Consider the following 24,864-nt stretch of genomic DNA (forward strand, 5'->3'; position numbering starts at 1 on the left):
TTCCTCCGGCGATGCAATTTTGAAACGCCATCCCCGGAGGCTGTAACAGTAATAAAGAGATATTTTACTGATACTGTTATTAATGTTGGGGATTCTTTCTGTTGATAAACCGGGAAAAGCCTTTGTTTACAGATGTGTGCAGCGCAGCATGATCTGTGGAAAAGCACTGCCCTTCCGGTGTCCTCCCTGTTGAGTCCCTGTGCGAAATTGTCGCTTTTGCCCACAGCTCGTAGACGCTACCCCGACCATACCGGGGTTATCCTGTTGATCCACGTGTAGTTTTCCACAGCGTTCCTCGGTAACGGCTGCGTGTGGATAACCCGGCGGGTGAAGGATACAATGGCCGGTCATGCATCAACCGGATGGTGAGGTCGAGTGTCGCTTGCTCTTTGGCAACAGTGTTTGGATTTCCTGCAGGATGAGCTGAACGCCCAGCAGTTCAATACCTGGATCCGTCCTCTTCAGGCGGAAGAGGGGGAGTCCAATGAACTGCGTCTTCTGGCGCCCAATCGCTTTGTCCGCGACTGGGTGGGGGACAAGTATGCCAAGCGAATCAACGAGCTGCTGCGCGACCTGGCGCCGGCCAAGCCACCCAGGGTGGTGTTGACCGTCGGTAGCCGAAGCTCCGCTACGGCCCCCAGGCCGCGGGAGCTGGGAGCGCCGGTTTCGGCCAGCCCGCGCTCCCCCCTGGGGCCGGCCGTACATACCCCGCCGAGGGGAGACATCGGCGACGAGCGTGAGATCGACCGCCAGCGTGAGGAGGGGCGGTCGGCACGACGTGCCGCAGGTGAGCGTGAAGTGCAGGTCGAGGGTAGCCTCAAGCACAACAGTGGCCTCAATCCAAACTTCACTTTCGAGACATTCGTCGAGGGCAAGTCGAACCAACTGGCCAGGGCAGCCTCTCGGCAGGTCTCGGAGAATCCGGGTGGCGCCTATAACCCGCTGTTTCTTTACGGTGGTGTCGGCCTGGGCAAGACACACCTGATGCACGCCGTGGGCAATGCCTTGGCCACCAGGCGGGAGAATGCCACGGTAGTCTATCTCCATTCCGAGCGTTTCGTCGCCGATATGGTCAAGGCACTTCAGCTTAACGCGATCAACGATTTCAAGCGTTTCTATCGTAGCGTCGATGCGTTGCTGATCGACGATATCCAGTTCTTTGCCGGCAAGGAGCGCTCCCAGGAGGAGTTCTTTCACACCTTCAATGCCTTGCTCGAGGGTGGCCAGCAGATGATCCTGACGTCCGATCGCTACCCCAAGGAGATCAGTGGCGTCGAGGAGCGACTCAAGTCGCGTTTCGGCTGGGGGTTGACGGTGGCGATCGAGCCGCCGGAGCTGGAGACGCGGGTGGCGATCCTGATGAAGAAGGCCGACCAGGCCAAGGTCGACCTGCCCCACGATGCGGCGTTCTTCATTGCCCAGAAGATCCGCTCCAACGTGCGCGAACTGGAAGGGGCGCTGAAGAAGGTCATTGCCGACTCTCACTTCATGGGCAAGCCGATTACCCAGGATTTCATCCGCGAATCGCTCAAGGATCTGCTGGCCCTGCAGGACAAGCAGGTGGGGGTCGACAACATCCAGCGCACCGTTGCCGAATACTACAAGATCAAGCTGTCCGACCTGCTGTCGAAGCGCCGCTCCCGTTCCGTTGCCCGGCCTCGCCAGGTGGCCATGGCACTGGCCAAGGAGCTGACCAATCACAGCCTGCCGGAGATTGGCGATGCCTTCGGCGGGCGTGATCACACAACGGTACTGCATGCCTGCCGCAAGGTTGTGGCATTGCAGGAAGAGAACGCGGATATCCGCGAGGATTACAAGAACCTGCTGCGGCTCTTGACCAGCTGAGCCAAGAGGTTCCTGGCCATTGATGCCAACGCCCGACACCCTTCTTCAGGATTAGACGTGGAGCCGACATGAGATTTTCCATTTCCCGCGAGGCCCTGCTTCGGCCGCTGGCTCTGGTTGCCGGCGTGGTGGAGCGCCGACAGACCCTGCCGGTACTGTCCAATGTGCTGATACAGGTCGATCATGAGCAGGTGGCGCTGACGGGCACCGACCTGGAAGTCGAGCTGATCGGGCGCACCGCCGCCTCGCTGGTGGAAGTGCCCGGGTCGGCCACGGTTCCGGCGCGCAAGCTGATGGATATCTGTAAATCCTTGCCCGACCAGGCCGAGCTCCAGTTCAGCCTGGAGGATGGTCGCGCCGTGCTGCGTAGCGGTCGCTCCCGTTTCACCCTGTCGACGCTGCCGGTGGCGGAGTTCCCCAATATCGAGGACAGCCAGGGCGATGTGGAGCTGAGCCTGCCCCGCGGAACGCTCAAGCACCTCATCGATGCCACCTCCTTTGCCATGGCCCAGCAGGATGTCCGCTATTACCTCAACGGCATGTTGCTTGAGCTGCGCTCGAACCTGGTCCGCACGGTGGCCACCGATGGCCACCGGCTCGCCGTTTGCTCGCGCCCCGCCGAGATACAGGTCGAGCCGGCCCGCAAGCTGATCGTGCCGCGCAAGGGCGTACTCGAGCTGGTGCGACTGCTCGACGATAGCGATGAGCCGGTCACGCTGACGCTGAGCGCGAGCCACGTGCGTGCTCACACCGGCGACTTCACCTTTACTTCCAAGCTGGTTGACGGCAAGTTCCCCGATTACGAGCGAGTGGTGCCAAGGGGAGGGGACAAGGTTTTCATCGCCGATCGCACCGAACTGCGTCAGGTCCTGTCGCGCACCTCCATTCTCTCCAACGAGAAGTATCGGGGGGTGCGCCTGCACCTGAAGGAAGGCAACCTTCAGGTCATGGCGAACAATCCCGAGCAGGAAGAGGCCGAGGAGAATGTGGCCGTCGAGTACGGCGGCGATGCGCTGGAAATAGGCTTCAATGTGGGCTACCTCATCGATGTGCTCAACGTGCTGGATGAGGATCGCATGCAGATGACGCTGGCGGATTCCAACAGCAGTGCCTTGATGGAGGAGCCGGGAGGCGGCGATGCACTTTACGTTGTCATGCCGATGCGCCTCTGAATGGCTCTGTGGGATATCGCTGGCCGGCAGCATTCATGCATCCGCTGCCGTCACGCAGCGGTGGAGTCGCCTACGGCGTAAGTGATGCTGATTAATCGCTTTAGTTTCAATGGGTTACGAAACCTGACGGCGGTCGACTTCGAGCCGGGGCCAGGCATCAATCTGATTGTGGGTGTCAACGGAAGCGGCAAGACCAGCCTCCTGGAAGGCATCCATATCCTGGGCATGGGTCGCTCGTTCAGGACCCGTCTACTCAAGAATGCCATCGCCCATGACGCACAGGCCATGACACTCTTCGCTCGTCTCGACGGCGAGCCGCCGGTGCCGATCGGCATTCGTCGTTCACGCGATGCCCCCGAGCTTGAAATACGTATGGGGGGGGAGCGTGTCGAGCGGCTGTCCCAGTTGATCGAAACACTGCCACTCCAGCTGGTTAACCCCGATGCGTTCCGGCTGCTGGAAGGGGCTCCGGCCGGGCGACGGGAGTTCCTCGACTGGGGAGTGTTTCACGTGAAACATGGGTTTTTCGATGCCTGGCGGCGCGCGCGGCGCGCCCTCAAACATCGGAATGCATTGCTCAGGCGTGATAGAATGGATGCCAAATCGCTGTCGGCCTGGGAGCACGAATTGGCACACTGGGGCGACCGCGTCGATAGCCTGAGAAGCGACTGGATGGCAGAGTTCCTGCCCGTCTTCGAGGAAACACTGTCGCAACTACTGGCGCTGCCCGACCTGACGCTGGGTTACTCACGCGGTTGGGATAGAAAGCGCAGCCTGCTCGATATTCTCGAACAGGGGCGCGCGACGGATCAGCAGATGGGCTTTACCCAGCAAGGGCCACAGCGGGCCGACCTGCGTATTCGTCTTCGACGGCATCCAGCAGTCGAGGTTTTGTCGCGTGGCCAGCAAAAGCTGGTCGTTACTGCGCTCAAGCTGGCGCAGGGTAGGTTGCTGGAGCGAACGACCGGCCAGTCGTGCCTCTACCTGGTCGATGACTTGCCGGCGGAACTCGATGCCAGGCATCGGCAGGTATTCTGCCGTTTGCTGGAATCGATGCGCTGCCAAGCCTTCATTACAAGTGTCGAACACGATGCCCTGGTGGGACCCTGGCAGTCTCAAACCCCGCTGGAGATGTTTCACGTGAAACATGGCAGTGATGGGTCAGGAACGCTGGTGCCACAGGCACAGATAGACTTCATGACGGAGTAGTCAATGAGCGAGCAGGCTTACGACTCAACGAGCATCAAGGTACTCAAGGGCCTGGATGCCGTTCGCAAGCGTCCCGGCATGTATATCGGGGATACCGATGATGGGACAGGCCTTCACCATATGGTGTTCGAGCTGGTGGACAACTCCATCGATGAAGCCCTAGCCGGCCACTGTAGCGAAATACGCGTGGTCATCCACCCTGATGAGTCGATTACTGTCAGCGACAATGGTCGTGGCGTGCCCACCGATATGCATGAAGGCGAGGGTGTATCGGCGGCCGAAGTGATCATGACGGTGCTCCATGCCGGGGGCAAGTTTGACGACAACTCCTACAAGGTGTCCGGCGGCTTGCACGGGGTCGGTGTTTCGGTGGTCAATGCGCTTTCCGAAGAGCTCCGCCTGACAATCTGGCGTGCCGGCCAGGTTCACGAACAGATCTACCGTCATGGCGTGCCTCAGGCCCCGCTCGGCGTTGTGGGAAAGACCGAGAAGACCGGAACGCGTGTCCATTTCAAGCCGTCGACGGATACCTTCCATAATATCGAGTTCCATTACGATATTCTGGCCAAGCGTCTACGCGAACTATCCTTCCTGAACTCCGGGGTGGCGATTCGCCTGATGGACGAGCGCTCAGGGAAGGAGGAGCTGTTCCACTACGAAGGGGGCCTCAGGGCTTTCGTGGACCATCTCAACACCAACAAGACGGTGCTCAACCCGGTCTTTCACTTCAATGCTGTGCGCGAAGATGGCGTCGAGGTGGAAGTGGCGATGCAGTGGAGCGATTCCTTCACCGAGAACATCTTCTGCTATACCAATAATATACCTCAGCGCGATGGCGGCACCCACCTGGCTGGTTTTCGTGCGGCGCTGACGCGCACCATGAACAACTATATCGAAGCGGAAGGCCTGCTGAAGAAGTCCAAGGTGAACACCGCCGGTGATGATGCCCGAGAAGGCCTGACGGCCATCATCTCGGTCAAGGTGCCCGATCCGAAATTCTCCTCCCAGACAAAGGAGAAACTCGTTTCATCCGAGGTCAAGACGGCGGTAGAGCAGGAGATGGGGCGGCTGTTTGCCGAGTACCTCATCGAAAAGCCCAACGAGGCGAAAGCCATCGTCAACAAGATGCTGGATGCGGCACGTGCGCGTGAGGCGGCACGCAAGGCGCGGGACATGACTCGTCGCAAGGGCGCCCTGGACATTGCTGGCCTACCCGGCAAGCTGGCCGACTGTCAGGAGAAGGACCCCAGCCTGTCAGAACTGTTCCTGGTCGAGGGTGACTCGGCGGGTGGCAGCGCCAAGCAGGGGCGTGCGCGTCGCACCCAGGCAATCCTTCCGCTGAAGGGCAAGATACTCAACGTCGAGAAGGCACGCTTCGACAAGATGCTCTCCTCAGCGGAAGTCGGCACCCTGATCACGGCGCTGGGTTGCGGCATCGGCCGGGAGGAGTTCAACCCCGACAAGCTGCGCTATCACTCCATCATCATAATGACCGATGCAGATGTCGACGGGTCGCATATCCGTACCTTGCTGCTGACCTTCTTCTTCCGTCAGATGGGCCCGCTGATCGAACGCGGACACGTCTTCATTGCCCAGCCGCCGCTCTACAAGATCAAGCGGGGTAAGCAGGAGACCTATCTCAAGGATGAGCAAGCCCTGGTCGATTACCTCACCACGACGGCAATGGATGGCGCTCGGCTCTACGTCAACCCGGACGCGCCTGCAGTGACCGGCAGCCAGCTGGAATCCCTGGTCCAGCAGTATCGTGACGTGATGAAGCGGATCGATCGCCTGTCGCGGGTCTATCCCAATGTGGTGCTGCGCAAGGTCGTCCATGCCGCCACGCTGGAGGGTGAGGCTAGCCTCAAGGATCGCGTGACCATGCAGAACTGGATCGAGTTCCTGCAGGCCGAGATGGATGCGCTGGTGGCCTATGAAGGCGGACCTCGCTACACGTTCCGTCTCGAGGAGGACACGGAGCGTGAGCTGTACCTGCCGGCGGTGACGCTTACCGCACACGGTGTCAGCACCGATTATGTCTGGGGCATCGATTTCTTCATCAGCGCCGACTATCGCGCCATGGCAGCCCTGGGCACCACGCTCGATGGTCTGCTGGAGGAGGGGGCCTACATCGCCCGCGGCGAGCGCAAGAAGCCCGTAGAGACCTTCTACCAGGCGCTGGACTGGCTGATGGCGGAAGCCCAGCGTGGCCTGGCCGTACAGCGCTACAAGGGGCTGGGCGAGATGAATCCGGATCAGCTCTGGGAAACCACCATGGACCCCGATACTCGCCGCCTGCTTCGCGTGACCATTGAGGATGCCGTCGCGGCCGACATGATGTTCAACACCCTCATGGGGGATGAAGTGGAACCGCGGCGCGCCTTCATCGAGCATAACGCCCTGGTTGCCAATCTCGATGTCTAGTCCGCGCTCAGTTAGGCAGCGATGTTTCACGTGAAACATCACTGCCTGACTCTAGTCGAGCCACACTGAACTGAAGAAGGGGGGGGCCTGCGAAAGCAGGCCCCCCTTCTTCAGTTCAGTGTAGAAAAATATTCTAAAACAGCAGGTTAGGCTTTAGTTAATGATGCAGGACGGTGTGTGCAGAAAGCTGGCGGCACGCTCGCCATCTCTTCAGAAACACCAGGTCATGAGTATGGAGCGGAGGGGGCACCAGCCAGGCGCGTTGCATGCGTGCTTGACCGCACCCTTGAGATGTCGCGTGGGGTAGGGTCTCTTGCGAGCCGATGAAGGCTACAACTAGCTTGTGTGCTTGAGGGCTGATGACTGATGCGGCACGGTTAGAAGGTGTTCTTCAGAAGGGATGATACTGTCAGGTGGAGCATGAGTTTCGCGCAGGGGTAATGTGTGGCGGGCTCTTACGGTATTCTTGTGACAGAGCTATTGCGACAGCAGCCAGTCGGTAAAGGCCGCCAGGTCGTCGAAGATCATTGTGTGCTCCAGCCCGCTACCCTTGGTTTCCGTTCGCTTGCCCTTGCCGGTTCGCACCAGCACAGAACGACAGCCCATTGCCTCACCGGCCTGCAGGTCTCGCAGGCTATCCCCCACTATCCAACTCCCGGAAAGGGTGCTTAACCCCAGTGCCTGACGGATCTGCACGAGCAGCCCCGGGCGGGGCTTGCGACAGTCGCAGCCGTCGTCGGGTCCATGGGGGCAGTAGGCAATATGCGCGATACGGCCGCCAGCGGCCGCCACGAGACGGTTGAGCTCATAGTGCATGCTCGCCAGCGTCTCTTCGTCGTAGTAGCCGCGCGCGATTCCGGACTGGTTGGTGGCTATGGCAACACTCCAGCCTGACTGGCTCAGGCGGGCAATCGCATCAATGGAGCTGGCGTAGGGAATCCACTCCTCGAGACACTTGATGTAGTCGTCGGAGTCGTGGTTGATGACACCGTCTCGGTCGAGAATGACAAGCTTGCTGGTATCGTACATGGCACATCCGTATATGGCAGATCGGAACCTGGCGGGCAGGGGAATAGTGTTTCACGTGAAACATCGGGAGCCAAGCGGTGGTTGCCGAGGGTGAGTGTTTCACGTGAAACATCAGGCAAGAAAAAGCCGGCGAGAGGTCTCGCCGGCTCCTGCCACATCAAGCGAAGGCTACTGCTGAAGCAGGGCGATATCCGCCACTTCGAGAAACAGCCCCTGGAGGCCAGCCAGCAGAGCCAGGCGATTGGTGCGGGTGGCGTCATCCTCCGCCATGACCATGACCTGGTCGAAGAAGGTATCGACGGGATCACGCAGGCTCGCGAGGGCATCCAGCGCCTCACGGTAGCGGCCCTCGGCAAACAGCGGCATGACGGCCTCGCGCTGGGCGGCGATGGCCTTGAAGAGCGCCTCTTCGGCCGATTCCTGCAGCAATGCCGGGTCAACGCTGGTGACGACTCGGCTGTCCTGCTTGGCGAGGATATTGGCGACACGCTTGTTGGCGGCGGCCAGGGCGGAAGCCTCTTCGCGCTGGGCAAAGGCATGGACGGCACGAAGGCGCCGGGCAAAGTCCAGTGGCCGAGTCACCGGCCGGGCACGCACGGCGAGATAGACCTCGGCCTCGATCCCTTCCTCCTGGCCCCAGGCGCGGAAGCGGTCGAGCATATAGGTCAGGACCTCCTCGACCAGGTTCTCGGCGTAGGGGAGCTCCTGATGTTGCGCAGCAGCAAGTTCCAGCAGTTCACGGAGATCCAGATCGAGTTCGCCCTTCACCAGGATGTTGAGTACCCCGATGGAGGCTCGGCGGAGGGCGAAGGGGTCCTTGGTGCCGGTGGGTCGTGCGCCGATACCGAAGATACCGGTCAGGGTGTCGAGCCGGTCGGCCAGCGCCAGAGCGAGCCCGGTGCGGGTTTCGGGAATGGCGTCGGTAGCGAAGCGTGGCAGGTACTGCTCCTCAAGCGCCTGGGCGACGTCGGCCGGCTCGCCGTCCTGGCTGGCATAGTAGCGGCCCATGATGCCCTGAAGCTCGGGAAATTCGAGCACCATTTCGGTGACCAGGTCGCACTTGCCAAGCTCGGCGGCGCGCCGGGCATGGGCCACGTTGCCGCCGATGCGGCCGGCGATGAAGGCGGCGACCGCCGCCGTGCGATGCGCCTTGTCGGCGAGGGTGCCGAGCTGTTGCTGGAACAACACGCTGGTGAGACCGTCGATGCGGCTGGCGAGCGACTGCTTGCGGTCGGTGTCGTAGAAGAAGGCGGCATCGGCCAGGCGGGGGCGAATCACCTTCTCGTTACCCTCGATGACCTGCTGTGGATCCTGGCTATCGATATTGGCGATGGTGATGAACAGGGGCTTGAGCTTGCCGGCGTCGTCGAGCAGATGGAAGTACTTCTGGTTGGCCTTCATCGAGGAGATGAGGCACTCGGCGGGCACCTCGAGGAAGCGTTCGTCGAAACTGCCGGCCAGCGCCACGGGCCACTCCACCAGGCCGCTTACTTCGATGAGCAGATCCTCATCGATGACCGCCGTGGCCTCCTGGACCTCCGCCTCGGACAGCACCTGCTCACGGATGCGCTCCCGGCGCTTTCCTCGATCGGCCAGCACCCAGGCGTTTTCCAGGGCGGCAAGATAGTCGTCGGCATGGGCCAGTTCGATGGCTTCGGGGGCGTGGAAGCGATGGCCGCGGGTCGTGCGACCGGCGGAAAGTCCGAGGACCTCGGCGTCGACGATATCGCTGCCATAGAGCATCACCAGCCAATGCACGGGACGGGAGAACTCGATGCGCGAGGCCCCCCAGCGCATGTTCTTGGGCACCGGCAGGGCGGCTGCCGCCTTGGCAACGATAGCGGGCAGCAGGGCCGTCGTGGCTTCACCCGACTGCTGTTCGCGGTAGCCAAGCCAGGTGCCCTTGTCGGTCTCCAGGTGAATCAAGTCGGCCACATCGACGCCACAAGAGCGGGCAAAGCCCTGGGCAGCCTTGGTAGGCTCGCCATCCTTGTAGGCGGCGGCCAGCGCGGGGCCGCGACGCTCGACTTCCCGGTCGGGCTGCTTGTCGGCCAGCTTGGTGATCTGCACGGCCAGGCGGCGGGGGGTGGCCCAGGCGTGAACGTCGGCAAAGGCGATATCGGCATCGGCGAGGCCACGGCAGATGCCGTCGGCCAGGGCGTCGGAGAGGGCGTCGATGGCCCCCGGCGGAAGCTCCTCGGCCCCCAGTTCCAGCAAAAAGGTATCAACAGCCATGTTCAAGCGTCTCCCTGTTCAGCAAGCGGCTCGTTGGCGAGCAGTTCCTGGCGCAGGGCCTCGGGGGCCATGGGGAAACCGGCGGCCTTGCGTGAGTCGTAATAGGCGTGGGCCACATCGCGGGCCATGGTGCGCACGCGCAGGATGTAGCGCTGGCGTTCGGTGACGGAAATGGCGTGGCGAGCATCCAGCAGGTTGAAGGTATGGGATGCCTTGAGTACCTGCTCGTAGGCGGGCAGGGGCAGGCTGGCTTCGAGCAGCTTGGTGCACTCCCTTTCCTGATGGTCGAAGGCAGCGAATAGCGCGGGCACATCGGCCTGCTCGAAGTTGTAGGCCGACTGCTCCCGCTCGTTCTGCAGGTAGACGTCGCCGTAGGTGACCCGGGAACCATCCGGTGCCACGGTCCAGACGAGGTCATAGACGCTGTCGACGTTCTGCAGGTACATGGCGATACGCTCGAGACCATAGGTCAGCTCGCCGGTGACGGGGTAGCATTCGATGCCGCCGGCCTGCTGGAAATAAGTGAACTGGGTCACCTCCATGCCGTTGAGCCAGACCTCCCAGCCCAGCCCCCAGGCGCCGAGAGTGGGCGACTCCCAGTTGTCCTCGACGAAGCGAATGTCATGTACCAAGGGGTCGATGCCCAGGCGTTGGAGGGAACCCAGGAAGAGCGCCTGCAGGTCGGCGGGGGAGGGCTTCATGACGACCTGGAACTGGTAATAGTGCTGGAGCCGGTTGGGGTTCTCGCCGTAGCGACCGTCGGTGGGCCGGCGGGAGGGCTGCACGTAGGCGGCATTCCAGGTCTCGGGTCCGATGGAGCGTAGGAAGGTGGCGGGATGAAAGGTGCCTGCGCCGACCTCCATGTCCAGAGGCTGGAGCACCACGCAGCCCTGTTCGGCCCAGTACTGCTGCAGGGCCAGGATCAGGCCCTGGAAGGTCGTCGCGTCCGGCGTCGACCCCGGGGTCGAAGTCGACGATAGTGTCGAGAGTGTCATTGGGAAAGCACCGTTGGCCATGAATTCACGAGGCGTCAAGTATACAATCACAGGCACATCGGTTATAGGCGCAGTCAACGGCGCCGCAGCGAGGAACCCTAATGATCGTAGTGACAGGTGGTGCTGGCTTCATCGGCTCGAATCTCGTCAAGGCACTCAACGAGCGTGGTCGCACGGACGTGCTGGTCGTCGACGACCTTCTCGACGGCACCAAGTTCGTCAATCTGGCCGACTGCACGCTCGGGGATTATCTGGACAAGGATGACTTTCGCGAGCGAGTCGAGGCGGTATTGCGTGGTGAGTCATCGCGGTTGCCCCCCATCGAAGCCATTTTCCATGAGGGCGCCTGCTCGGACACCACCGAGTGGGATGGCCGCTTCATGCTCGACAACAATTTCGAGTACTCCAAGGTGCTGCTGCATTTCTGCCAGCTGCAGGGCATCCCCTTCATCTACGCCTCCTCGGCGGCGACCTACGGAGGCAGCCAGGTCTTTCGCGAGGAGCCCGAGTACGAGAAGCCGCTCAATGTCTATGGCTACTCCAAGCTGCTCTTCGACCAGTACGTGCGCGAGCACTGGGATGAGCTGACGAGCCAGGTGGTGGGGTTTCGCTACTTCAATGTCTATGGCCCGCGGGAACAACACAAGGGCAAGATGGCCAGCGTCGCCTTCCACCATCACACCCAGATATCGGCGGGGCAGGACCTCAAGCTGTTTGGCGCCTGGGATGGCTATGAGGCCGGCATGCAGAGCCGTGACTTCGTCTATGTCGGTGATGTGGTGAACGTCAACCTGTGGTTTCTCGACAACCCGGGGAAGTCCGGAATCTTCAACCTGGGCTCGGGGCGTGCCGAGCCTTTCAAGGCGATCGGTGAAGCCGTCATCGACTTTCACCGCCAGGGCAAAATCGAGTACATCGACTTCCCCGAAGAGCTCAAGGGGCGCTACCAGAGCTATACCCGGGCCGATATCTCACGGCTGCGGGAGGCGGGCTATGATCGGGAATTCCGCACTGTGGCCGAGGGGGTGTGGGAGTACCTGCGGTGGCTCGGCGGAGAGGCTGAATGAGGGCACCGCCTTCGTCGGGCGAGCGCATCCTGGTGGTTGGCCCATCCTGGGTCGGTGACATGGTGATGGCCCAGAGCCTGCTGAAGACACTCAAGCAGCGCCAGCCCGACTGCCATATCGGGGTCGTGGCCCCCGGCTGGTCGCAGCCGATCCTTGCGCGCATGGATGAGGTCGCCGAGGTGGCGACGCTGGACGTAACTCACGGCGAATTCGGTTGGGGCACCCGGCGGACGCTGGCGAAGCGGCTCGCGGGGCGCTTCGACCGGGCGATCGTCCTGCCTCGCTCCTGGAAGTCGGCGCTGGTTCCCTTCCTGGCGCGGATACCCCGGCGCACCGGCTATACCGGTGAACATCGCTTCGGGCTGCTCAACGATCGGCGCGCGCTGGACAAGAAAGTACTGGACCAGACCGTCAAGCGCTTCGTCGCGCTGGGCCTGCCAGCGGGTGCAGATCTGGAGGCTCTGTCGATCCCTCGTCCGCGGCTGCGGGTCGATACCCTGAACCTGGCGGCTGTGCGCGACGGCCTGGGGCTCTCGTCACGACCAGCCATCGGCATGATGCCCGGTGCCGAGTATGGCCCGGCCAAGCAGTGGCCGTTGGGCCATTTTCGTGAATTGGCCCTGCGCCTGGTGGCGGAAGGCTTCGAGGTGCGGGTGCTCGGCGGCCCCAAGGATGCCGAGGCCGGCACGGTGATTGCAGAAGGGCAGGAGGGCGTGCACAACCTGTGCGGAAAGACACGGCTGGCCGACGCCGTGGACCTGCTGGCCGACTGCCGGCAGGTGGTCACCAACGATTCGGGATTGATGCATGTGGCGGCCGCCGTGGGGACCCGCGTCCAGGCCCTCTATGGCTCGTCGTCGCCGCTCTACACGCCGCCCCTGACCGACAAAGCCACGATTCATACCCTGGCGCTGGAGTGCTCTCCCTGTTTCCAGCGCACCTGCCCGCTGGGCCATACCAACTGCCTGGTGCAGCTATCGCCCCAGCGGGTCTTGCAGGCGATACTGGCCTCGAGAGCAGAACTCATCGGCCGTGGCTGAGGGGTATCACTGGACCGAAGCGGGCTCCTCACCGGTAGCGTCCTCCGGTGTTTCCACGATCTGTTCCTGAGGCTCCGCCTGCGGCTCCTCGCGCTGCGGTGCGAGCCCCTCCCACAGACGCTGCTGCAGGGCGTTCTCCTCGTGCATCCGGGCGTTCACAAACTCCATGCCATGCTCCTCGATCAGGGTGGGCTCATTCGACAGCAGCGATACGCCGAGGCCGGCACGATGCCAGTCGATGGTAAAGCCCATGGCATCCAGTATGGTGGGGAAAACGTCCACCATGGACGCCTCCCGGCCTTGTCTGCCCACAGGGATGCCGGGGCCCAGCAACATGAAGGTATTGTCGCGCTCGCTCTGGATCAGCTGCTCCCAGGCCGAGACCCGCATGGTCAGGTGGTCGCTGGCGATCACCACCAGAGTATTATCCAGCAAACCTTCACTATTGAGTCGTTCGAGCAGGTTCCGGGCCAGCCAGGCTGAACACTCGACCGAATAAAGAATATCCTCGCCATCGAATTCGCCCTGGCGATCGAGACAGCGCTGGGCGGGATAGCCACGAGGGGCATGGCCGGTCAGCGAGAGATTGACCAGTCCCCAGGGGCCTTGCTCGTCGTTCAGGCGACGGATCTCCTCTACCGTGTAGTCGTAGAGCGAGTCGTCATAGAGCCCCCAGTTGTTGAGATAGTCAGGGTCGTCTAGCCGGGGTTGAAGGTCTTCACGCCCCAGCACCGTGTTGAAGCCGTGCTCCTCATAGAAGAGACCCTTGCCAGCGAAGGCGGTACTGGCGCCGCCCATGTAGGTGAGCCGATAGCCCTGTTCGGAGAGCAGGTCGCCCAGGCAGTCGACCCCGGGTACTACCGTTTCCAGCGGCGAGAACTGTCGGTCGTGGAGCAGGCCGGCGGGCATCAGTGGAGTACCGCACTGGCTGGCGATCATGCCCGCCATGGTCCAGCCGGTATTGTCGAGCTGGTAGACGCCCTCATAGACCAGGCCATTCTCGCCGATGGCATCCAGGTCGGCATAGGCGTCGCCGAAGCGCTCGCGATCGGCATAGGTGCGCTCGATGCTTTCCAGATAGATCAGCAGGAGGTTGGGCGGGTCGTCCCGAGCGTCGAGAATCATCGGTTCCACATACTGGCGGTCCAGCCAGGCGCCATCGTCGGTAACGATAGCCGCGCCGCGCTGGGTCACGCCGTATAGCAGGGGGTTGCTGGCCAGCAGCAGCAGGGCCAGGAAGAATTCTATCCGTCGCCAGCGATGATCGTGGCGTAGAAGCCAGAGGAACGAGACGAACAGTGCTGCCATGGAGAGGGTATAGATGACGGCGGCCCCGACCCGGCTGACACCACCATGGTCGGCCATGCCGGCCTGGAGATGGAAGAAGACGGCACTCAGGTCGACGTTGCCGAAGCTTTCGGAAAGGTAGATATAGAGTCCCCACAGCGCGATGGGTACCAGTGTCCAGGACCATAGGCGTGGAACAGCGGAGCGCTGCGGGGCATGAGGCGCGCCCCAGAGAAGCCGGAACCCCAGGAACAACCAGGCTGCCGTGACGAAGGGGAGTCCCCAGACCGGAAGTGGTGTCAGGGAGGTGACGGCATACCCCAGGCAAAGACCGATGATCAGCAGCGAACACCAGCGGGGGAAGTTCAGGTCACGAAACGAGAAGAAAAAGGGCATGGCACCGCGCGCGCAGGTGGTGAGTTCAGTTAGCAGCTTATCAAGTCGAGGCCTGTTTGCACCAAAAGTCGTGGGTCGAACCGCCTGCTGGAGGAGGGCGTCGTTTGCCGTCCCGGCGCTTGCACCCGTAAACTGATGCCCCGCTCAGCTGACAAGGAAGGGCCTGATGAGCCTCGCTGCCGTACTGATCGTCAAGAACGAGGAGGCTCACCTGCAAGCCTGCCTGGAGACGCTGAGCTGGGCGGACGAGATCGTGGTGGTGGATGCCGGTAGTATGGATGGCACCCGCGATATCGCCAGGGCCTTTACCGACAAGGTCGTGGTCGAGGATGACTGGCAGGGCTTCGGCGTGCAGCGGCAACGCGCGGAGGCGCTGGTGGAGAGCGACTGGGTGCTGATGATCGATGCCGACGAGCGGGTGACGCCCGAGCTGCGCGGCAGCATCGAGGCCGCCGTGGCGTTGAATCAGCCGGCTATCTATACGCTGCCGCGCCTCTCCTGGTGCTTCGGGGCATTCATACGTCATTCCGGCTGGTACCCGGATCGTGTGGCACGCCTCTATCCACGGCAGCGAGCCGGGTATAACGCATCCTTGGTGCACGAGAAGCTGGAAAATCCTGAGCGGCTGGTGGTGAAGCCGCTTCAGGGTGATCTGCTCCATTTTACTTACCGCGACCTGCGCCATTACCTGGAGAAGTCCGCCCACTATGCCCAGGCCTGGGCCGAGCAGCGTGCAGCGCGGGGCAAGCGGGGCAGCCTGGCGGCGGGTATCGGGCATGGCATCGGCTGTTTTCTGCGCATGTATCTGTTCAAGGCCGGCTTCCTGGACGGGCGGCAGGGCCTGCTGTTGGCGCTGCTTTCTGCCCACTCGACCTTCGCCAAGTATGCCGACCTGTGGGTCAGAACTCGGACGTCGCCTCCTCCAGACGATATATCAGCTCACTGATGGCGGTCGCCGCCACATCCAGGTCGATGGCAGCCATGTCGGACTCTGCAGCCCCCGGCGGCGGGCTGAAGGCGAGTCGGTGCGACTCGCTGTTGCAGGTTTGCCAGCGCAGCGGCGTGGCGGATCGTCGGGCCGGATAGAAGCCGGCGGTGGGCCGGTCGAGGCAGCCGGCAATATGCAGCGGACCGGTGGAGCCGGCGATAAACAGGTCGGCGGCCGCGAGAGTCATCGCGAAGTCGCCCAGTCCCCTTCTCGGCGGCAGCACGACCGCCTCCAGACCATCGCTCTCCAGCCGGTCGCGCAGCTCACCGGCGGTGGCCTCCTCGCTGGGCCCCGCCGTCATGATCCAGATGGGCCTGCTGCCGCCTGCGCGCGCATCGATCAAGCGTGCCAGCTGGGCATACTGCCCGGGGGTCAGGTTCACCGCCGAGCCACCGCTGCCGGCATGCAGATAGATCCAGGGACGTGACGTAGCGATGCCGAGCTCCTGGGCGAGGCGGGACCTCTGCACTTCGGACGTGCCGGCAGGGAGGGGCCAGTAGGGTGGGTCCGGGCGAGCCACCGACGCCACACCCAGGGCGAGCAGCAAGGCATCGGCCAGTTCGATATTGTAGACGTACTCAGGCCGGGTGGAACGGGACCTGCGCTGGGTGACGCGATGATTGTAGAATAGCTGCGCCCACTTGGTGGCAGGAGCCAGGCGTAGCGGTATTCCGCTACGCCAGCCCAGCCAGCCGATTCGCGGCGTCGAGTAGAGGGTCAGCAGGGCCGCAAAGCGACCGGCTCGAAGCTGCTGCAGCAGAGAACGCTGTGCATTGCGACCGGCATCGCCGCCCGGGTCCAGGATCACCTCGTCGATCCAGGGACACAGCCGGGCCAATGGCGCGGTATAGGTTGGGACCAGAACACTGATATGCAGGGCGGGCGATGTGGCCTTGAGGTAGGCAAGCGCCGGCCAGGCCAGCATGAAGTCGCCGACCTTGTCGTTACGCACGACCAGTATGCGGGTCGATTCGCGGGGATTGCCCCCGTTGGCAGAAGACGTCATCTGGGCTCCCGTGCCCCGGTGGCCGAAGAAGGAGACGACCTTGTCGCACAAGGTAATGCATATCTGCCTTTCGGATGGCTGGGGCGGACTGGAAATGTATCCTGGGCGGATTATACCCGAGCTTAAGCGCCAGGGTTGGGAGCCCCATGGCCTGGCGCTGGCAGGCTCTGCGGTAGCCGCAAGCCTGGTCGAGGCGGGCATCGAGCCTATGACGGTGCCCACGCGGGGGCGTGCCCTGCTGCAGGTCGGCCGGGTGCTTGCGTACCTGAAGCGTCATGACATCGGCGTGCTGCACTGCCACAAGTCCAGCGATCTGCGTCTGGGTGCCCTGCTCGCCACCTTGCGGCCGAAGCTAAAGCTGTTCTTCACCGATCACATGGGGGTCACCCGCGCCAAGAAGGACCTCTACCACCGCTGGGCCTATGGCAGGGTCACCCGACTGTTTGCCATCAGTGATGCAACGCGGGCGCGCAATGTCGCCGCCTTCCCCCTGCCGGTGGAGCGGATCAAGCGGCTCTATCTCGGTATCGACCTCGAGCCCTATCGCCCCCGGCTGAGCGAGGCGGAGCGCGAGGCACTGCGCCGCGAACTCGGTGTGCCTGCCGCTAGTGTGGCCATCGGCCTGCCTGGACGGCTGACGGATGGCAAGGGCCAGGAGCTCTGGGTCGAGGCGCTGGCTCTGCTGCGCGAGCGCTATCCGGACCTGGCCTGGCATGGCGTCGTCATTGGTGGCCTCACTGCCGCCGAGGGCAGCGACGAGGCCTATGTGGCGGGGCTGCGGGCTCAAGTCGCATCGTTGAGCCTGGAAACGCGACTTCACTTTGCCGGCTTTCGCCGCGACCTGCCGCGGCTGTTCGAAGCGCTGGATATCGTTTGCGTACCGTCGCGCAACGAGGCATTCGGTCTCACGGTCATCGAGGCGATGGCCGCCGGCAAGGCCGTGGTCGGCGCCGACAGTGGCGCCATCCCGGAGCTGATCGATGCTACCTGCGGCTGCCTCGCATCACCGGACGCGCCCGAGGCCTGGGCCGATGCCATGGCGGGGCTGGTAAGGGATCCAGAGCAGCGACAACGACTGGGGCAGGCGGCGCAGCGGCGGGCTGCGGAGCGCTTTGAGCTGGCTGCCCATGTGCGAGCCCTGCTCGAGGAGTATTCTCAGCCATAGCTCTTAGCCATAGACCTTAACCATAGCACTTAGCCATAGCCTCGACGGATCGCCTCACCGGCTGCGCCGGCGCCGAATTTCTCCAGGGAGCGATCCAGGCGTCGCAGGTTGGCCTCCTGCCAGCTGCCGGGCGTGCGCAACCGGCAGCGATCCAGATCGATCAGCCAGACACTCTCCTCGGAATCGACCAGCAGGTTGCGGGCATTGAGATCGACATGATCGAGGCCGGCGTCGTGGAATCGACGAATGGTGCGGCCCACCGCCTCGAGGAGCGCCTCGCTGTCACGGCCTTCGATGAGGCGGTCGGCAAGGGAGCGGGCGCCGGTAATGCGTACCGTGATCAGTGCCGCTTCATAGGAGAGGCCGTGGCGGGTGACGGCGGCGGCAACCGGCCTGGGTACGGGCAGGCCCCGGGCGTAGAGCTCGGCGGTCAGGCGCAGTTCGCGAAACGCCCGGGTCCGCTCCCGGCCGGTCCACAGGTAGCGTTGCCGGGCAAGCCTTGCCATCAGCCCGCCGCGGCGGTAGGGGCGCAATACCCACTGGGCAGTGCCTGTATCGAGGAAGAGGCTGCTGCCACGGCCGGGCGCTTCGCCCACCACACGGCCCGCTTCACGCCAATGGGCCGGCGAGAATAGCTGCGGGGTGATTTGTGGCGTCAGGTTGGCGTCACATAGACTGTCCGCATCATATAGAATGAAAACCTTTCCCGTCCGACATGTTGCCAAGTGCATGAAGCATCCTCTGCCTGCCCAACCTCGCCATATCGCCGTGCTGCGCCTCTCCGCGCTGGGCGACGTGTGCAATCTGGTCCCCACCATCCGAGCGCTGCAGCGGCAGTGGCCCGACATTCGCATCACCTGGATCATCGGCAAGGCGGAACACAGTCTACTGGCCGGTCTCTCGGGGGTCGAGTTCGTCGTCTACGACAAGGCCAGCGGCCTTGCCGGGATGCGGCGCCTATGGCGCCAGCTCGGTGACACCCGCTTCGACGTGCTGCTGCATATGCAGCAGGCGCTGCGGGCCAGCGTGCTCTCCCTGGGGTTGAAGGCCGACGTGCGGGTGGGGTTCGACAAGGCACGGGCCAAGGATGCCCAGCATTGGTTCACCCATCGCCAGCTGGCGCCGCATCCGCGCGCCCATGTGCTGGAGTCGTTCATGGACTTCGCCCGCCTGCTGGGCGTCGAGAATCACGGGTTGGAATGGAACCTGCCGGTGCCGGCCGAGGCCGAGGGTGAGGCTCGCGGGCTGACCGGCGCCTCCCCCTACCTGCTGATGAGCCCCTGCGCCAACCCGCGGCTACGCAACTTTCGCAACTGGTCCGCCGAGGGCTATGCGGCGGTCATCGAGCACGCCTGGGCTCAGTTTGGTCTGAAAACGGTGCTGACCGGCGGCGGCAGCACCCAGGAACGGGAAGTGGGTGAGCGTATCCAGGCCTTGAGTCGCCCGGAGGCGGTGATCGATGTCATCGGCAACAGCTCGCTCAAGGGCCTGCTGGCCCTTATTGCCCGGGCGCGGGTGGTGATCGCTCCGGATTCCGGGCCGGTGCACATGGCCAACGCCATGGGTACCCCGGTGATCGGATTGTATGCCACCACCAACCCCGACCGTGCAGCGCCCTATCTGTGGCGTGACCACGTGGTCGATCGCTATCCGGAGGCGGTTCGCGCCTACCTCCACAAGGCGCCCGAGGAGATCGCCTGGGGCGAGCGCGTTCGTCATCCCGATGCCATGTCCCTGATTCGTGTCGACGATGTCGTCCAACGGCTCGATGCATTGCTGACAGGGCCGAACGAGAGCAAGGAAACGGAGACACCCGATGAAGCTTGATCTGACTGCGCTGGAGCAGGCGCACGTGCTGGTGGTAGGCGATGTCATGCTCGACCGGTACTGGCACGGCGCCACCTCACGTATCTCGCCGGAGGCCCCCGTGCCGGTGGTCCGGGTGGAGGAGAGCGAGGATCGCCCCGGCGGTGCGGCCAACGTGGCGCTCAATATTGCCTCACTGGGGGCTCACGCGGCCCTGAGCGGCATGGTCGGCGACGATGACAATGCTCGGCGCCTTATTGCCCGCATGGAGTCTGCGGGGGTGGAGACCTACTTCGAGAGCAGCGCTGGCATTCCCACCATCACCAAGCTGCGGGTCATGAGCCGCAACCAGCAGCTGATTCGTCTCGACTTCGAGGATGGCCTGGAAAATGTCGACACCTCCGGCCTGCTGGCTCGGGTCGAGCAGGGCCTGCCCGGCAGCGACCTGGTGATTCTCTCCGACTATGGCAAGGGCACCCTCAATCAGGTAGAGGCGTTGATCCAGCTAGTCAAGGCCTCGGGCAAGCGCGTGCTGGTGGACCCCAAGGGCAGCGACTTCCGCAAGTACCGGGGGGCCAGCGTGATCACCCCCAACCTGGCCGAGTTCGAGGGCGTGGTCGGTCACTGCCGCGACGATGCCGAACTGGCTGCCCGGGGCGAGGCGCTGTGCATGGAGCTCGAACTCGAGGCCCTGCTGATCACCCGCAGCGAGAAAGGCATGACGCTGATCCGGGCCGGGCACGAACCCCTGCATATTCCCACCCGGGCCCGCGAGGTCTACGACGTGACCGGTGCCGGCGACACCGTGATCGGCGTGCTGGGGCTGGCGCTGGCCGCCGGCCACGGTTTTCCCGAAGCCATGACCCTGGCCAACCTGGCCGCCGGCCTGGTGGTGGCCAAGCCGGGCACGGCGACGCTCTCCATCGCCGAGCTCTACACGGCCCTGCACGGCGATAAGCTGGCCGAGTTCGGTGTGATCGAGGAGCCCGCGTTGATCGAGGCGGTGCGGGCCGCCCAGGCCCGCGGCGAGCGGGTGGTAATGACCAACGGCTGCTTCGATATCCTGCATGCCGGCCATGTGGCCTACCTGGAGCATGCCCGTCGGCTCGGCGATCGGTTGGTCGTGGCGGTCAACGACGACGCCTCCATTGCCCGGCTCAAGGGTCCCAAGCGGCCTATCAACCCGCTGCTGCGGCGCATGCAGGTCCTGGCCGGACTGGGGGCAGTGGACTGGGTGGTGCCCTTCGGGGAAGACACACCCCAGCGCTTGATCGAGGCGGTGATTCCAGACGTGCTGGTCAAGGGCGGCGATTATCGCCCCGAGGAGATTGCCGGTGGCGATGCGGTCCGTGCCGCCGGCGGCGAGGTGATGGTGCTGGGCTTTGAGGACGGCGTATCGACCACGGCGATGATCTCGACGATCCTGGATCGCGAGAGCTGATGCAACGCCGAGGCCGACCCTGGGCACGCCATCTCTATTCGACGGCGCTCTATCTGCTCTCACCGCTGATATGGCAGCGCGTCTGGCGTGAGCAAGCGCTCACAAACCCCCGGCGGGAACGGCTCGGGCTGCTGCCTGCCCGGCCTGTCGCGGAGCGTGGCATCTGGCTTCACTGCGCCTCGGTGGGAGAAGTCCTGGCAGCCCGGCCCCTGATCGAGGCCCTGCTGGCTCGCTATCCCGAGCACCGTCTAATAGTCACCACCATGACCGCGACCGGCGCCGAGCGTGTCCGCGCCTTGAGCCGAGCGCTGCGAGAATCGGCGACCGTAGATGCAGCCGATGGCCCGCTCGAGCACCACTTCGTGCCACTGGACTTTCCCGGTGCGACCCGCCGCTTCATCGACCGGTTGAATCCGGCGCTGGCCATTTTCTTCGAGACCGAGCTCTGGCCCAACCTGCTGGCGGCCTGCCACCAACGAGGAGTACCGACGGCGGTGGTCAACGGGCGCCTCTCCCCTCGTGCCTATCGGGGATATCGTCGGCTGCGCCCGCTGATGCAGGATGCCCTTAGTCACGTCGACTGGCTCGCTGCCAAATCCACGGCCGACGCCGAGCGCTTCCGGTCGCTGGGCATGGCGCCGGTGGCTATCGAGGTGGTGGGCTCATTGAAGTACGACCTGACGCCGACCACCGAAACAGAGGCACTGAGTCGAAAGCTAAGCCTTCGGCTGGGCTCGCGTCCGGTATGGGCCGCCGGTTCTACCCACCCGGGCGAGGAGGAGCTGCTGCTGCAGGCCCATGTCCGGCTACGACAACACTATCCCAACGCCCTGCTGATACTGGTGCCGCGTCACCCCCAACGCTTCGATGCGGTGGCGTCTCTGTGCCATGAGCGGGGCCTGGCCATGGCGCGCCGCTCCCGCGACGAACCGCCCGACGCCCGCACGGCGGTCTACCTGGGCGATACCATGGGGGAGCTGCTCTCCCTTTACGGCGCGGCGGACCTGGCCTTCGTCGGCGGCAGCCTGGTGCCGATCGGTGGGCATAACCTGCTGGAGCCGGCCGCCATGGGGGTGCCGGTGCTCACCGGCCCTGAACTCGCCAACTTCGAGGACGTGGCAGAGATCCTGCGCGATGCTGCCGCCCTGGTGGAGGTTCCCGACAGCGAGGCGCTGGTCGAAGCGCTGGTCGCCCTGTTTATCGATGAAGCCGAGCGCCACCGGCTGGCCGCGGCCGGGCAAGCGGTGATGGCGGCAAATCGTGGCGCCCTGGGGCGCACCATGTCGGGTCTATCTGCTCTGCTGGGTGAGTGAGCGCGTACCTCAACATGTCTGAATTCCACTTGCCTGGAAGCAAGCCGAATTAATCCCGGTATCGCGGGCATCGTCAGGCCGGCGTCAGCCGCTCGACGCCGGTGTCACTGCCCAGCAGCAGCACATCGGCGCCACGGGCGGCAAACAGGCCATTGGTGACCACGCCGACGATGGCATTGATCCTGGCTTCCATGGCCACGGGGTCGTCGATCATGAATTCGAAGCAGTCGAGGATCCGGTTGCCGTTGTCGGTGATCACGCCTTCGCGATAGACCGGATCGGCGCCCAGCTTGACCAGCTCGCGGGCGACATAGGAGCGTGCCATTGGGATCACCTCCACCGGCAGCGGGAAGTCGCCCAGTCTTTCCACGCGCTTCGATGCATCGGCAATGCAGATGAACCGTTCCGCACAGGCGGCGACGATCTTCTCTCGGGTGAGGGCCGCTCCGCCGCCCTTGATCATGTGAAGGTGAGCGTTCACTTCGTCTGCGCCGTCGATGTAATAGGGCACGGTGCCGACGCTGTTGAGTTCGAAGACCTCGATGCCATGACCGCGCAGGCGTTCGGCACTGGCCTCGGAGCTGGCCACGGCCCCCATGAAGTCGTCGCGCAGCCGGGCCAGACGATCGATGAACCGATTGGCGGTAGAGCCGGTGCCGATGCCGAGAATGGTATCGCGCTCGAGGTGGGGTGCAATCTCGTCGATGGCGGCCGCGGCTACGGCGTCCTTCAGTTCGTCCTGGGTCATGTGAGGCTCGCTGTCTGGGGTGTGTGGCGATAGCCGCTCCATTATAAGCCAGACGGGGCTTCCTGCCGACGGGTTAGCTGGACGGCGGGGGCGCCGGAATGCTACCTATAGGGGTTCTCTGCAGTGCAGCACACGCTGCCGCCCTTCTGCGCCACACCTTGGGACATCAGGATGCTCGAAGCTACCGTAAAGAAGATTCTCCAGGCCCGGGTCTATGAAGCCGCTCGGGAAACGCCGATTTCACCGGCCCCCTTTCTGTCTCGGCGCTTCAACAACACCATCCTGATCAAGCGGGAGGACCTGCAGCCGGTCTACTCTTTCAAGATCCGCGGCGCCTATAACAAGATGGCGCAGCTGACCGAGGAGCAGAAGGCCAAGGGGGTCATCGCGGCGTCGGCGGGCAACCATGCCCAGGGGCTTGCCATGGCGGCGAAGCAGATGGGCGTGAAGGCGATCATCGTCATGCCGCGCATCACCCCGGAGATCAAGGTCCAGGCGGTACGCGCCCGAGGGGCCAAGGTGGTACTCAAGGGCGATGCCTTCGCCGCCGCCGCAGCGCATGCTCAGGAGCTGATCGCCGAGCACGGCTATACTTACATCCCCCCTTTTGACGACATCGACGTCATCGCCGGCCAGGGCACCATCGCCATGGAGATCCTCCACCAGCACAGCGGCCCCCTGGATGCCATCTTCGTGCCGGTAGGCGGTGGCGGGCTGATTGCCGGCGTGGCGGCCTACATCAAGTATCTGCGCCCCGACATCAAGGTGATCGGTGTGGAAGCCGAGGACAGCGCCTGCCTCAAGGCAGCACTCGCAGCGGGCAAGCGCGTGACCCTCAGTCAGGTTGGCGTATTCGCCGAAGGCGTGGCGGTAGCGCAGATCGGCAAGGTGCCGTTCAAGATCGTGCGCTATCTGGTCGATGACGTCATCACCGTCACCGCGGATGAGATGTGCGCGGCGGTTAAGGACATCTTCGACGACACCCGAGCGGTATCGGAGACTTCCGGCGCCCTCTCCCTGGCGGGTTTGAAGAAGTACATTCAGCAGACCGGCGTCGAAGGCCAGACCCTGCTTTGCATCAACTCTGGAGCCAATACCAATTTCGACCGCCTGCAGCACATTGCCGAACGTACCGAACTCGGCGAGCAGCGTGAAGCGATCCTGGCCGTGACCATTCCCGAAAAACCCGGCAGCTTCAAGAAGTTCTGCAAGACCCTGGGGCGGCGCATGGTGACCGAGTTCAACTATCGCTATGCCGACCCCGAGGCGGCTCACATCTTCGTCGGGGTGCAGGTCAAGCCGGGTGGCGAGGACCGCCAGGCAGTGATCGAGAAGCTGCGTGACGGTGGCTATCCGGTGGAGGATCTCACCGACAATGAGCTGGCCAAGCTGCATATCCGTCATCTGGGCGGCGGCCGGCCCAAGGAACACTTCGAGGAAGAGGTCTACCGCTTCGAGTTTCCCGAGCGCCCCGGCGCGCTGATGAACTTCCTCACCCACCTGCCCCAGGACTGGAACATCTCGCTGTTCCATTACCGCAATCACGGCGCCGCCTATGGCCGGGTGCTGGTGGGGATGCAGGTGCCAAACGGCGACCGCTCCCATGTGGAGGAGTACTTCGACGAGATCGGCTATCGCTACTGGAAGGAGTCCGACAACGCGGCCTATCGCTTGTTCATGGCCTGAGTGGCGATGTCG

19 protein-coding genes are annotated in these 24,864 nt (G+C 63.5%); 12 read left to right on the forward strand and 7 right to left on the reverse strand.

Going from position 1 to position 24,864, the window contains the following annotated elements:
* Window positions 1-375 precede the first annotated feature (375 nt).
* From dnaA to gyrB, 4 genes are all read left to right on the forward strand, one after another.
* Window positions 376-1,845 carry a chromosomal replication initiator protein DnaA gene (gene dnaA / locus DU505_RS06770; protein WP_114478220.1) on the forward strand — a complete coding sequence of 490 codons (1,470 nt, stop codon included), beginning with the start codon at window positions 376-378 and terminating at the stop codon, window positions 1,843-1,845.
* A 68-nt stretch (window positions 1,846-1,913) separates the two neighbouring features.
* On the forward strand, window positions 1,914-3,017 hold the full coding sequence (gene dnaN / locus DU505_RS06775; protein ID WP_114478221.1) for a DNA polymerase III subunit beta: 1,104 nt from the start codon (window positions 1,914-1,916) through the stop codon (window positions 3,015-3,017).
* A gap of 84 nt (window positions 3,018-3,101) precedes the next feature.
* Window positions 3,102-4,226, forward strand: coding sequence for a DNA replication/repair protein RecF (recF, locus tag DU505_RS06780; RefSeq protein ID WP_114478222.1), 1,125 nt, complete (start codon window positions 3,102-3,104; stop codon window positions 4,224-4,226).
* Between the two features lie 3 nt (window positions 4,227-4,229).
* Window positions 4,230-6,650 (forward strand): DNA topoisomerase (ATP-hydrolyzing) subunit B, encoded by a 2,421-nt coding sequence (gene gyrB, locus DU505_RS06785; RefSeq protein WP_114478223.1) that lies wholly within the window; start codon window positions 4,230-4,232, stop codon window positions 6,648-6,650.
* 477 nt (window positions 6,651-7,127) lie between these two features.
* Here the strand turns inward: gyrB and gmhB are convergent, their stop codons facing one another.
* From gmhB to glyQ, 3 genes are all read right to left on the reverse strand, one after another.
* Window positions 7,128-7,679 (reverse strand): D-glycero-beta-D-manno-heptose 1,7-bisphosphate 7-phosphatase, encoded by a 552-nt coding sequence (gmhB, locus tag DU505_RS06790; RefSeq protein ID WP_114478224.1) that lies wholly within the window; start codon window positions 7,677-7,679, stop codon window positions 7,128-7,130.
* Window positions 7,680-7,847: 168 nt separating this feature from the next.
* Window positions 7,848-9,914 (reverse strand): glycine--tRNA ligase subunit beta, encoded by a 2,067-nt coding sequence (gene glyS / locus DU505_RS06795; protein WP_114478225.1) that lies wholly within the window; start codon window positions 9,912-9,914, stop codon window positions 7,848-7,850.
* Between the two features lie 2 nt (window positions 9,915-9,916).
* Window positions 9,917-10,909, reverse strand: a complete 993-nt coding sequence (gene glyQ, locus DU505_RS06800) for a glycine--tRNA ligase subunit alpha (protein ID WP_114478226.1) — start codon at window positions 10,907-10,909, stop codon at window positions 9,917-9,919.
* Between the two features lie 101 nt (window positions 10,910-11,010).
* On the opposite strand from glyQ, the gene rfaD reads away from it, so the two are divergent.
* Entirely contained in the window at window positions 11,011-11,976 is a 966-nt protein-coding gene (gene rfaD / locus DU505_RS06805; RefSeq protein WP_114478227.1) for an ADP-glyceromanno-heptose 6-epimerase, read from the forward strand.
* The gene (gene waaF, locus DU505_RS06810) at window positions 11,973-13,016 is read left to right on the forward strand and encodes a lipopolysaccharide heptosyltransferase II (RefSeq protein WP_114478228.1); all 1,044 of its coding nucleotides are present in this window, start codon (window positions 11,973-11,975) and stop codon (window positions 13,014-13,016) included. Before rfaD ends, waaF begins: the two co-directional genes overlap by 4 nt.
* A gap of 6 nt (window positions 13,017-13,022) precedes the next feature.
* Here waaF and DU505_RS06815 read toward each other — a convergent pair whose 3' ends face one another.
* Complete coding sequence (locus tag DU505_RS06815; RefSeq protein WP_114478229.1) at window positions 13,023-14,699, reverse strand: sulfatase-like hydrolase/transferase; 1,677 nt, start codon at window positions 14,697-14,699, stop codon at window positions 13,023-13,025.
* Window positions 14,700-14,865: 166 nt separating this feature from the next.
* On the opposite strand from DU505_RS06815, the gene DU505_RS06820 reads away from it, so the two are divergent.
* A complete protein-coding gene (locus tag DU505_RS06820; protein ID WP_114478230.1) occupies window positions 14,866-15,645 on the forward strand; it encodes a glycosyltransferase family 2 protein in 780 nt (259 codons plus the stop codon).
* Here the strand turns inward: DU505_RS06820 and DU505_RS06825 are convergent.
* Entirely contained in the window at window positions 15,599-16,693 is a 1,095-nt protein-coding gene (locus DU505_RS06825; protein WP_114478231.1) for a glycosyltransferase family 9 protein, read from the reverse strand. The genes DU505_RS06820 and DU505_RS06825 overlap by 47 nt on opposite strands.
* Window positions 16,694-16,733: 40 nt before the next feature.
* Here DU505_RS06825 and DU505_RS06830 point away from each other — a divergent pair, with 40 nt between their 5' ends.
* Complete coding sequence (locus DU505_RS06830; protein ID WP_245947795.1) at window positions 16,734-17,858, forward strand: glycosyltransferase family 4 protein; 1,125 nt, start codon at window positions 16,734-16,736, stop codon at window positions 17,856-17,858.
* A gap of 29 nt (window positions 17,859-17,887) precedes the next feature.
* On the opposite strand, the gene DU505_RS06835 is transcribed toward DU505_RS06830, so the two are convergent.
* Window positions 17,888-18,589, reverse strand: a complete 702-nt coding sequence (locus tag DU505_RS06835; protein ID WP_114478233.1) for a 3-deoxy-D-manno-octulosonic acid kinase — start codon at window positions 18,587-18,589, stop codon at window positions 17,888-17,890.
* Here DU505_RS06835 and DU505_RS06840 point away from each other — a divergent pair.
* From DU505_RS06840 to waaA, 3 genes are read left to right on the forward strand one after another with little or no spacing between them, the layout of a single operon-like run.
* Window positions 18,588-19,685, forward strand: a complete 1,098-nt coding sequence (locus DU505_RS06840; RefSeq protein WP_114478234.1) for a glycosyltransferase family 9 protein — start codon at window positions 18,588-18,590, stop codon at window positions 19,683-19,685. The two genes, DU505_RS06835 and DU505_RS06840, sit on opposite strands and share 2 nt — an antisense overlap.
* Window positions 19,675-21,105: a bifunctional D-glycero-beta-D-manno-heptose-7-phosphate kinase/D-glycero-beta-D-manno-heptose 1-phosphate adenylyltransferase HldE gene (gene hldE / locus DU505_RS06845; RefSeq protein WP_114478235.1), complete on the forward strand. Its 1,431-nt coding sequence runs from the start codon at window positions 19,675-19,677 to the stop codon at window positions 21,103-21,105. The genes DU505_RS06840 and hldE overlap by 11 nt, the downstream gene beginning before the upstream one ends.
* Window positions 21,105-22,418: a lipid IV(A) 3-deoxy-D-manno-octulosonic acid transferase gene (waaA, locus tag DU505_RS06850; RefSeq protein ID WP_114478236.1), complete on the forward strand. Its 1,314-nt coding sequence runs from the start codon at window positions 21,105-21,107 to the stop codon at window positions 22,416-22,418. The genes hldE and waaA overlap by 1 nt, the downstream gene beginning before the upstream one ends.
* Before the next feature lie 73 nt (window positions 22,419-22,491).
* Here the strand turns inward: waaA and rpiA are convergent, their stop codons facing one another.
* Window positions 22,492-23,166: a ribose-5-phosphate isomerase RpiA gene (gene rpiA / locus DU505_RS06855; protein ID WP_114478237.1), complete on the reverse strand. Its 675-nt coding sequence runs from the start codon at window positions 23,164-23,166 to the stop codon at window positions 22,492-22,494.
* A 171-nt stretch (window positions 23,167-23,337) separates the two neighbouring features.
* On the opposite strand from rpiA, the gene ilvA reads away from it, so the two are divergent.
* Window positions 23,338-24,852: a threonine ammonia-lyase, biosynthetic gene (gene ilvA, locus DU505_RS06860; protein ID WP_114478238.1), complete on the forward strand. Its 1,515-nt coding sequence runs from the start codon at window positions 23,338-23,340 to the stop codon at window positions 24,850-24,852.
* Window positions 24,853-24,864 lie beyond the last annotated feature (12 nt).

Source organism: Billgrantia montanilacus (genome assembly GCF_003336675.1).
Lineage (GTDB): Bacteria > Pseudomonadota > Gammaproteobacteria > Pseudomonadales > Halomonadaceae > Halomonas > Halomonas montanilacus.

What these genes read in the sequence shown, in the direction of transcription:
- waaA (WP_114478236.1), top strand. Translation starts at nt 21,105, where the DNA reads ATGCAACGCCGAGGCCGACCCTGGGCACGCCATCTCTATTCGACGGCG.
- ilvA (WP_114478238.1), top strand. Translation starts at nt 23,338, where the DNA reads ATGCTCGAAGCTACCGTAAAGAAGATTCTCCAGGCCCGGGTCTATGAA.
- waaF (WP_114478228.1), top strand. Translation starts at nt 11,973, where the DNA reads ATGAGGGCACCGCCTTCGTCGGGCGAGCGCATCCTGGTGGTTGGCCCA.
- rpiA (WP_114478237.1), bottom strand. Translation starts at nt 23,166, where the DNA reads ATGACCCAGGACGAACTGAAGGACGCCGTAGCCGCGGCCGCCATCGAC.
- gmhB (WP_114478224.1), bottom strand. Translation starts at nt 7,679, where the DNA reads ATGTACGATACCAGCAAGCTTGTCATTCTCGACCGAGACGGTGTCATC.
- dnaN (WP_114478221.1), top strand. Translation starts at nt 1,914, where the DNA reads ATGAGATTTTCCATTTCCCGCGAGGCCCTGCTTCGGCCGCTGGCTCTG.
- recF (WP_114478222.1), top strand. Translation starts at nt 3,102, where the DNA reads ATGCTGATTAATCGCTTTAGTTTCAATGGGTTACGAAACCTGACGGCG.
- gyrB (WP_114478223.1), top strand. Translation starts at nt 4,230, where the DNA reads ATGAGCGAGCAGGCTTACGACTCAACGAGCATCAAGGTACTCAAGGGC.
- DU505_RS06820 (WP_114478230.1), top strand. Translation starts at nt 14,866, where the DNA reads ATGAGCCTCGCTGCCGTACTGATCGTCAAGAACGAGGAGGCTCACCTG.
- rfaD (WP_114478227.1), top strand. Translation starts at nt 11,011, where the DNA reads ATGATCGTAGTGACAGGTGGTGCTGGCTTCATCGGCTCGAATCTCGTC.
- glyS (WP_114478225.1), bottom strand. Translation starts at nt 9,914, where the DNA reads ATGGCTGTTGATACCTTTTTGCTGGAACTGGGGGCCGAGGAGCTTCCG.
- DU505_RS06835 (WP_114478233.1), bottom strand. Translation starts at nt 18,589, where the DNA reads ATGCACTTGGCAACATGTCGGACGGGAAAGGTTTTCATTCTATATGAT.
- DU505_RS06815 (WP_114478229.1), bottom strand. Translation starts at nt 14,699, where the DNA reads ATGCCCTTTTTCTTCTCGTTTCGTGACCTGAACTTCCCCCGCTGGTGT.
- DU505_RS06840 (WP_114478234.1), top strand. Translation starts at nt 18,588, where the DNA reads ATGAAGCATCCTCTGCCTGCCCAACCTCGCCATATCGCCGTGCTGCGC.
- hldE (WP_114478235.1), top strand. Translation starts at nt 19,675, where the DNA reads ATGAAGCTTGATCTGACTGCGCTGGAGCAGGCGCACGTGCTGGTGGTA.
- DU505_RS06825 (WP_114478231.1), bottom strand. Translation starts at nt 16,693, where the DNA reads ATGACGTCTTCTGCCAACGGGGGCAATCCCCGCGAATCGACCCGCATA.
- glyQ (WP_114478226.1), bottom strand. Translation starts at nt 10,909, where the DNA reads ATGACACTCTCGACACTATCGTCGACTTCGACCCCGGGGTCGACGCCG.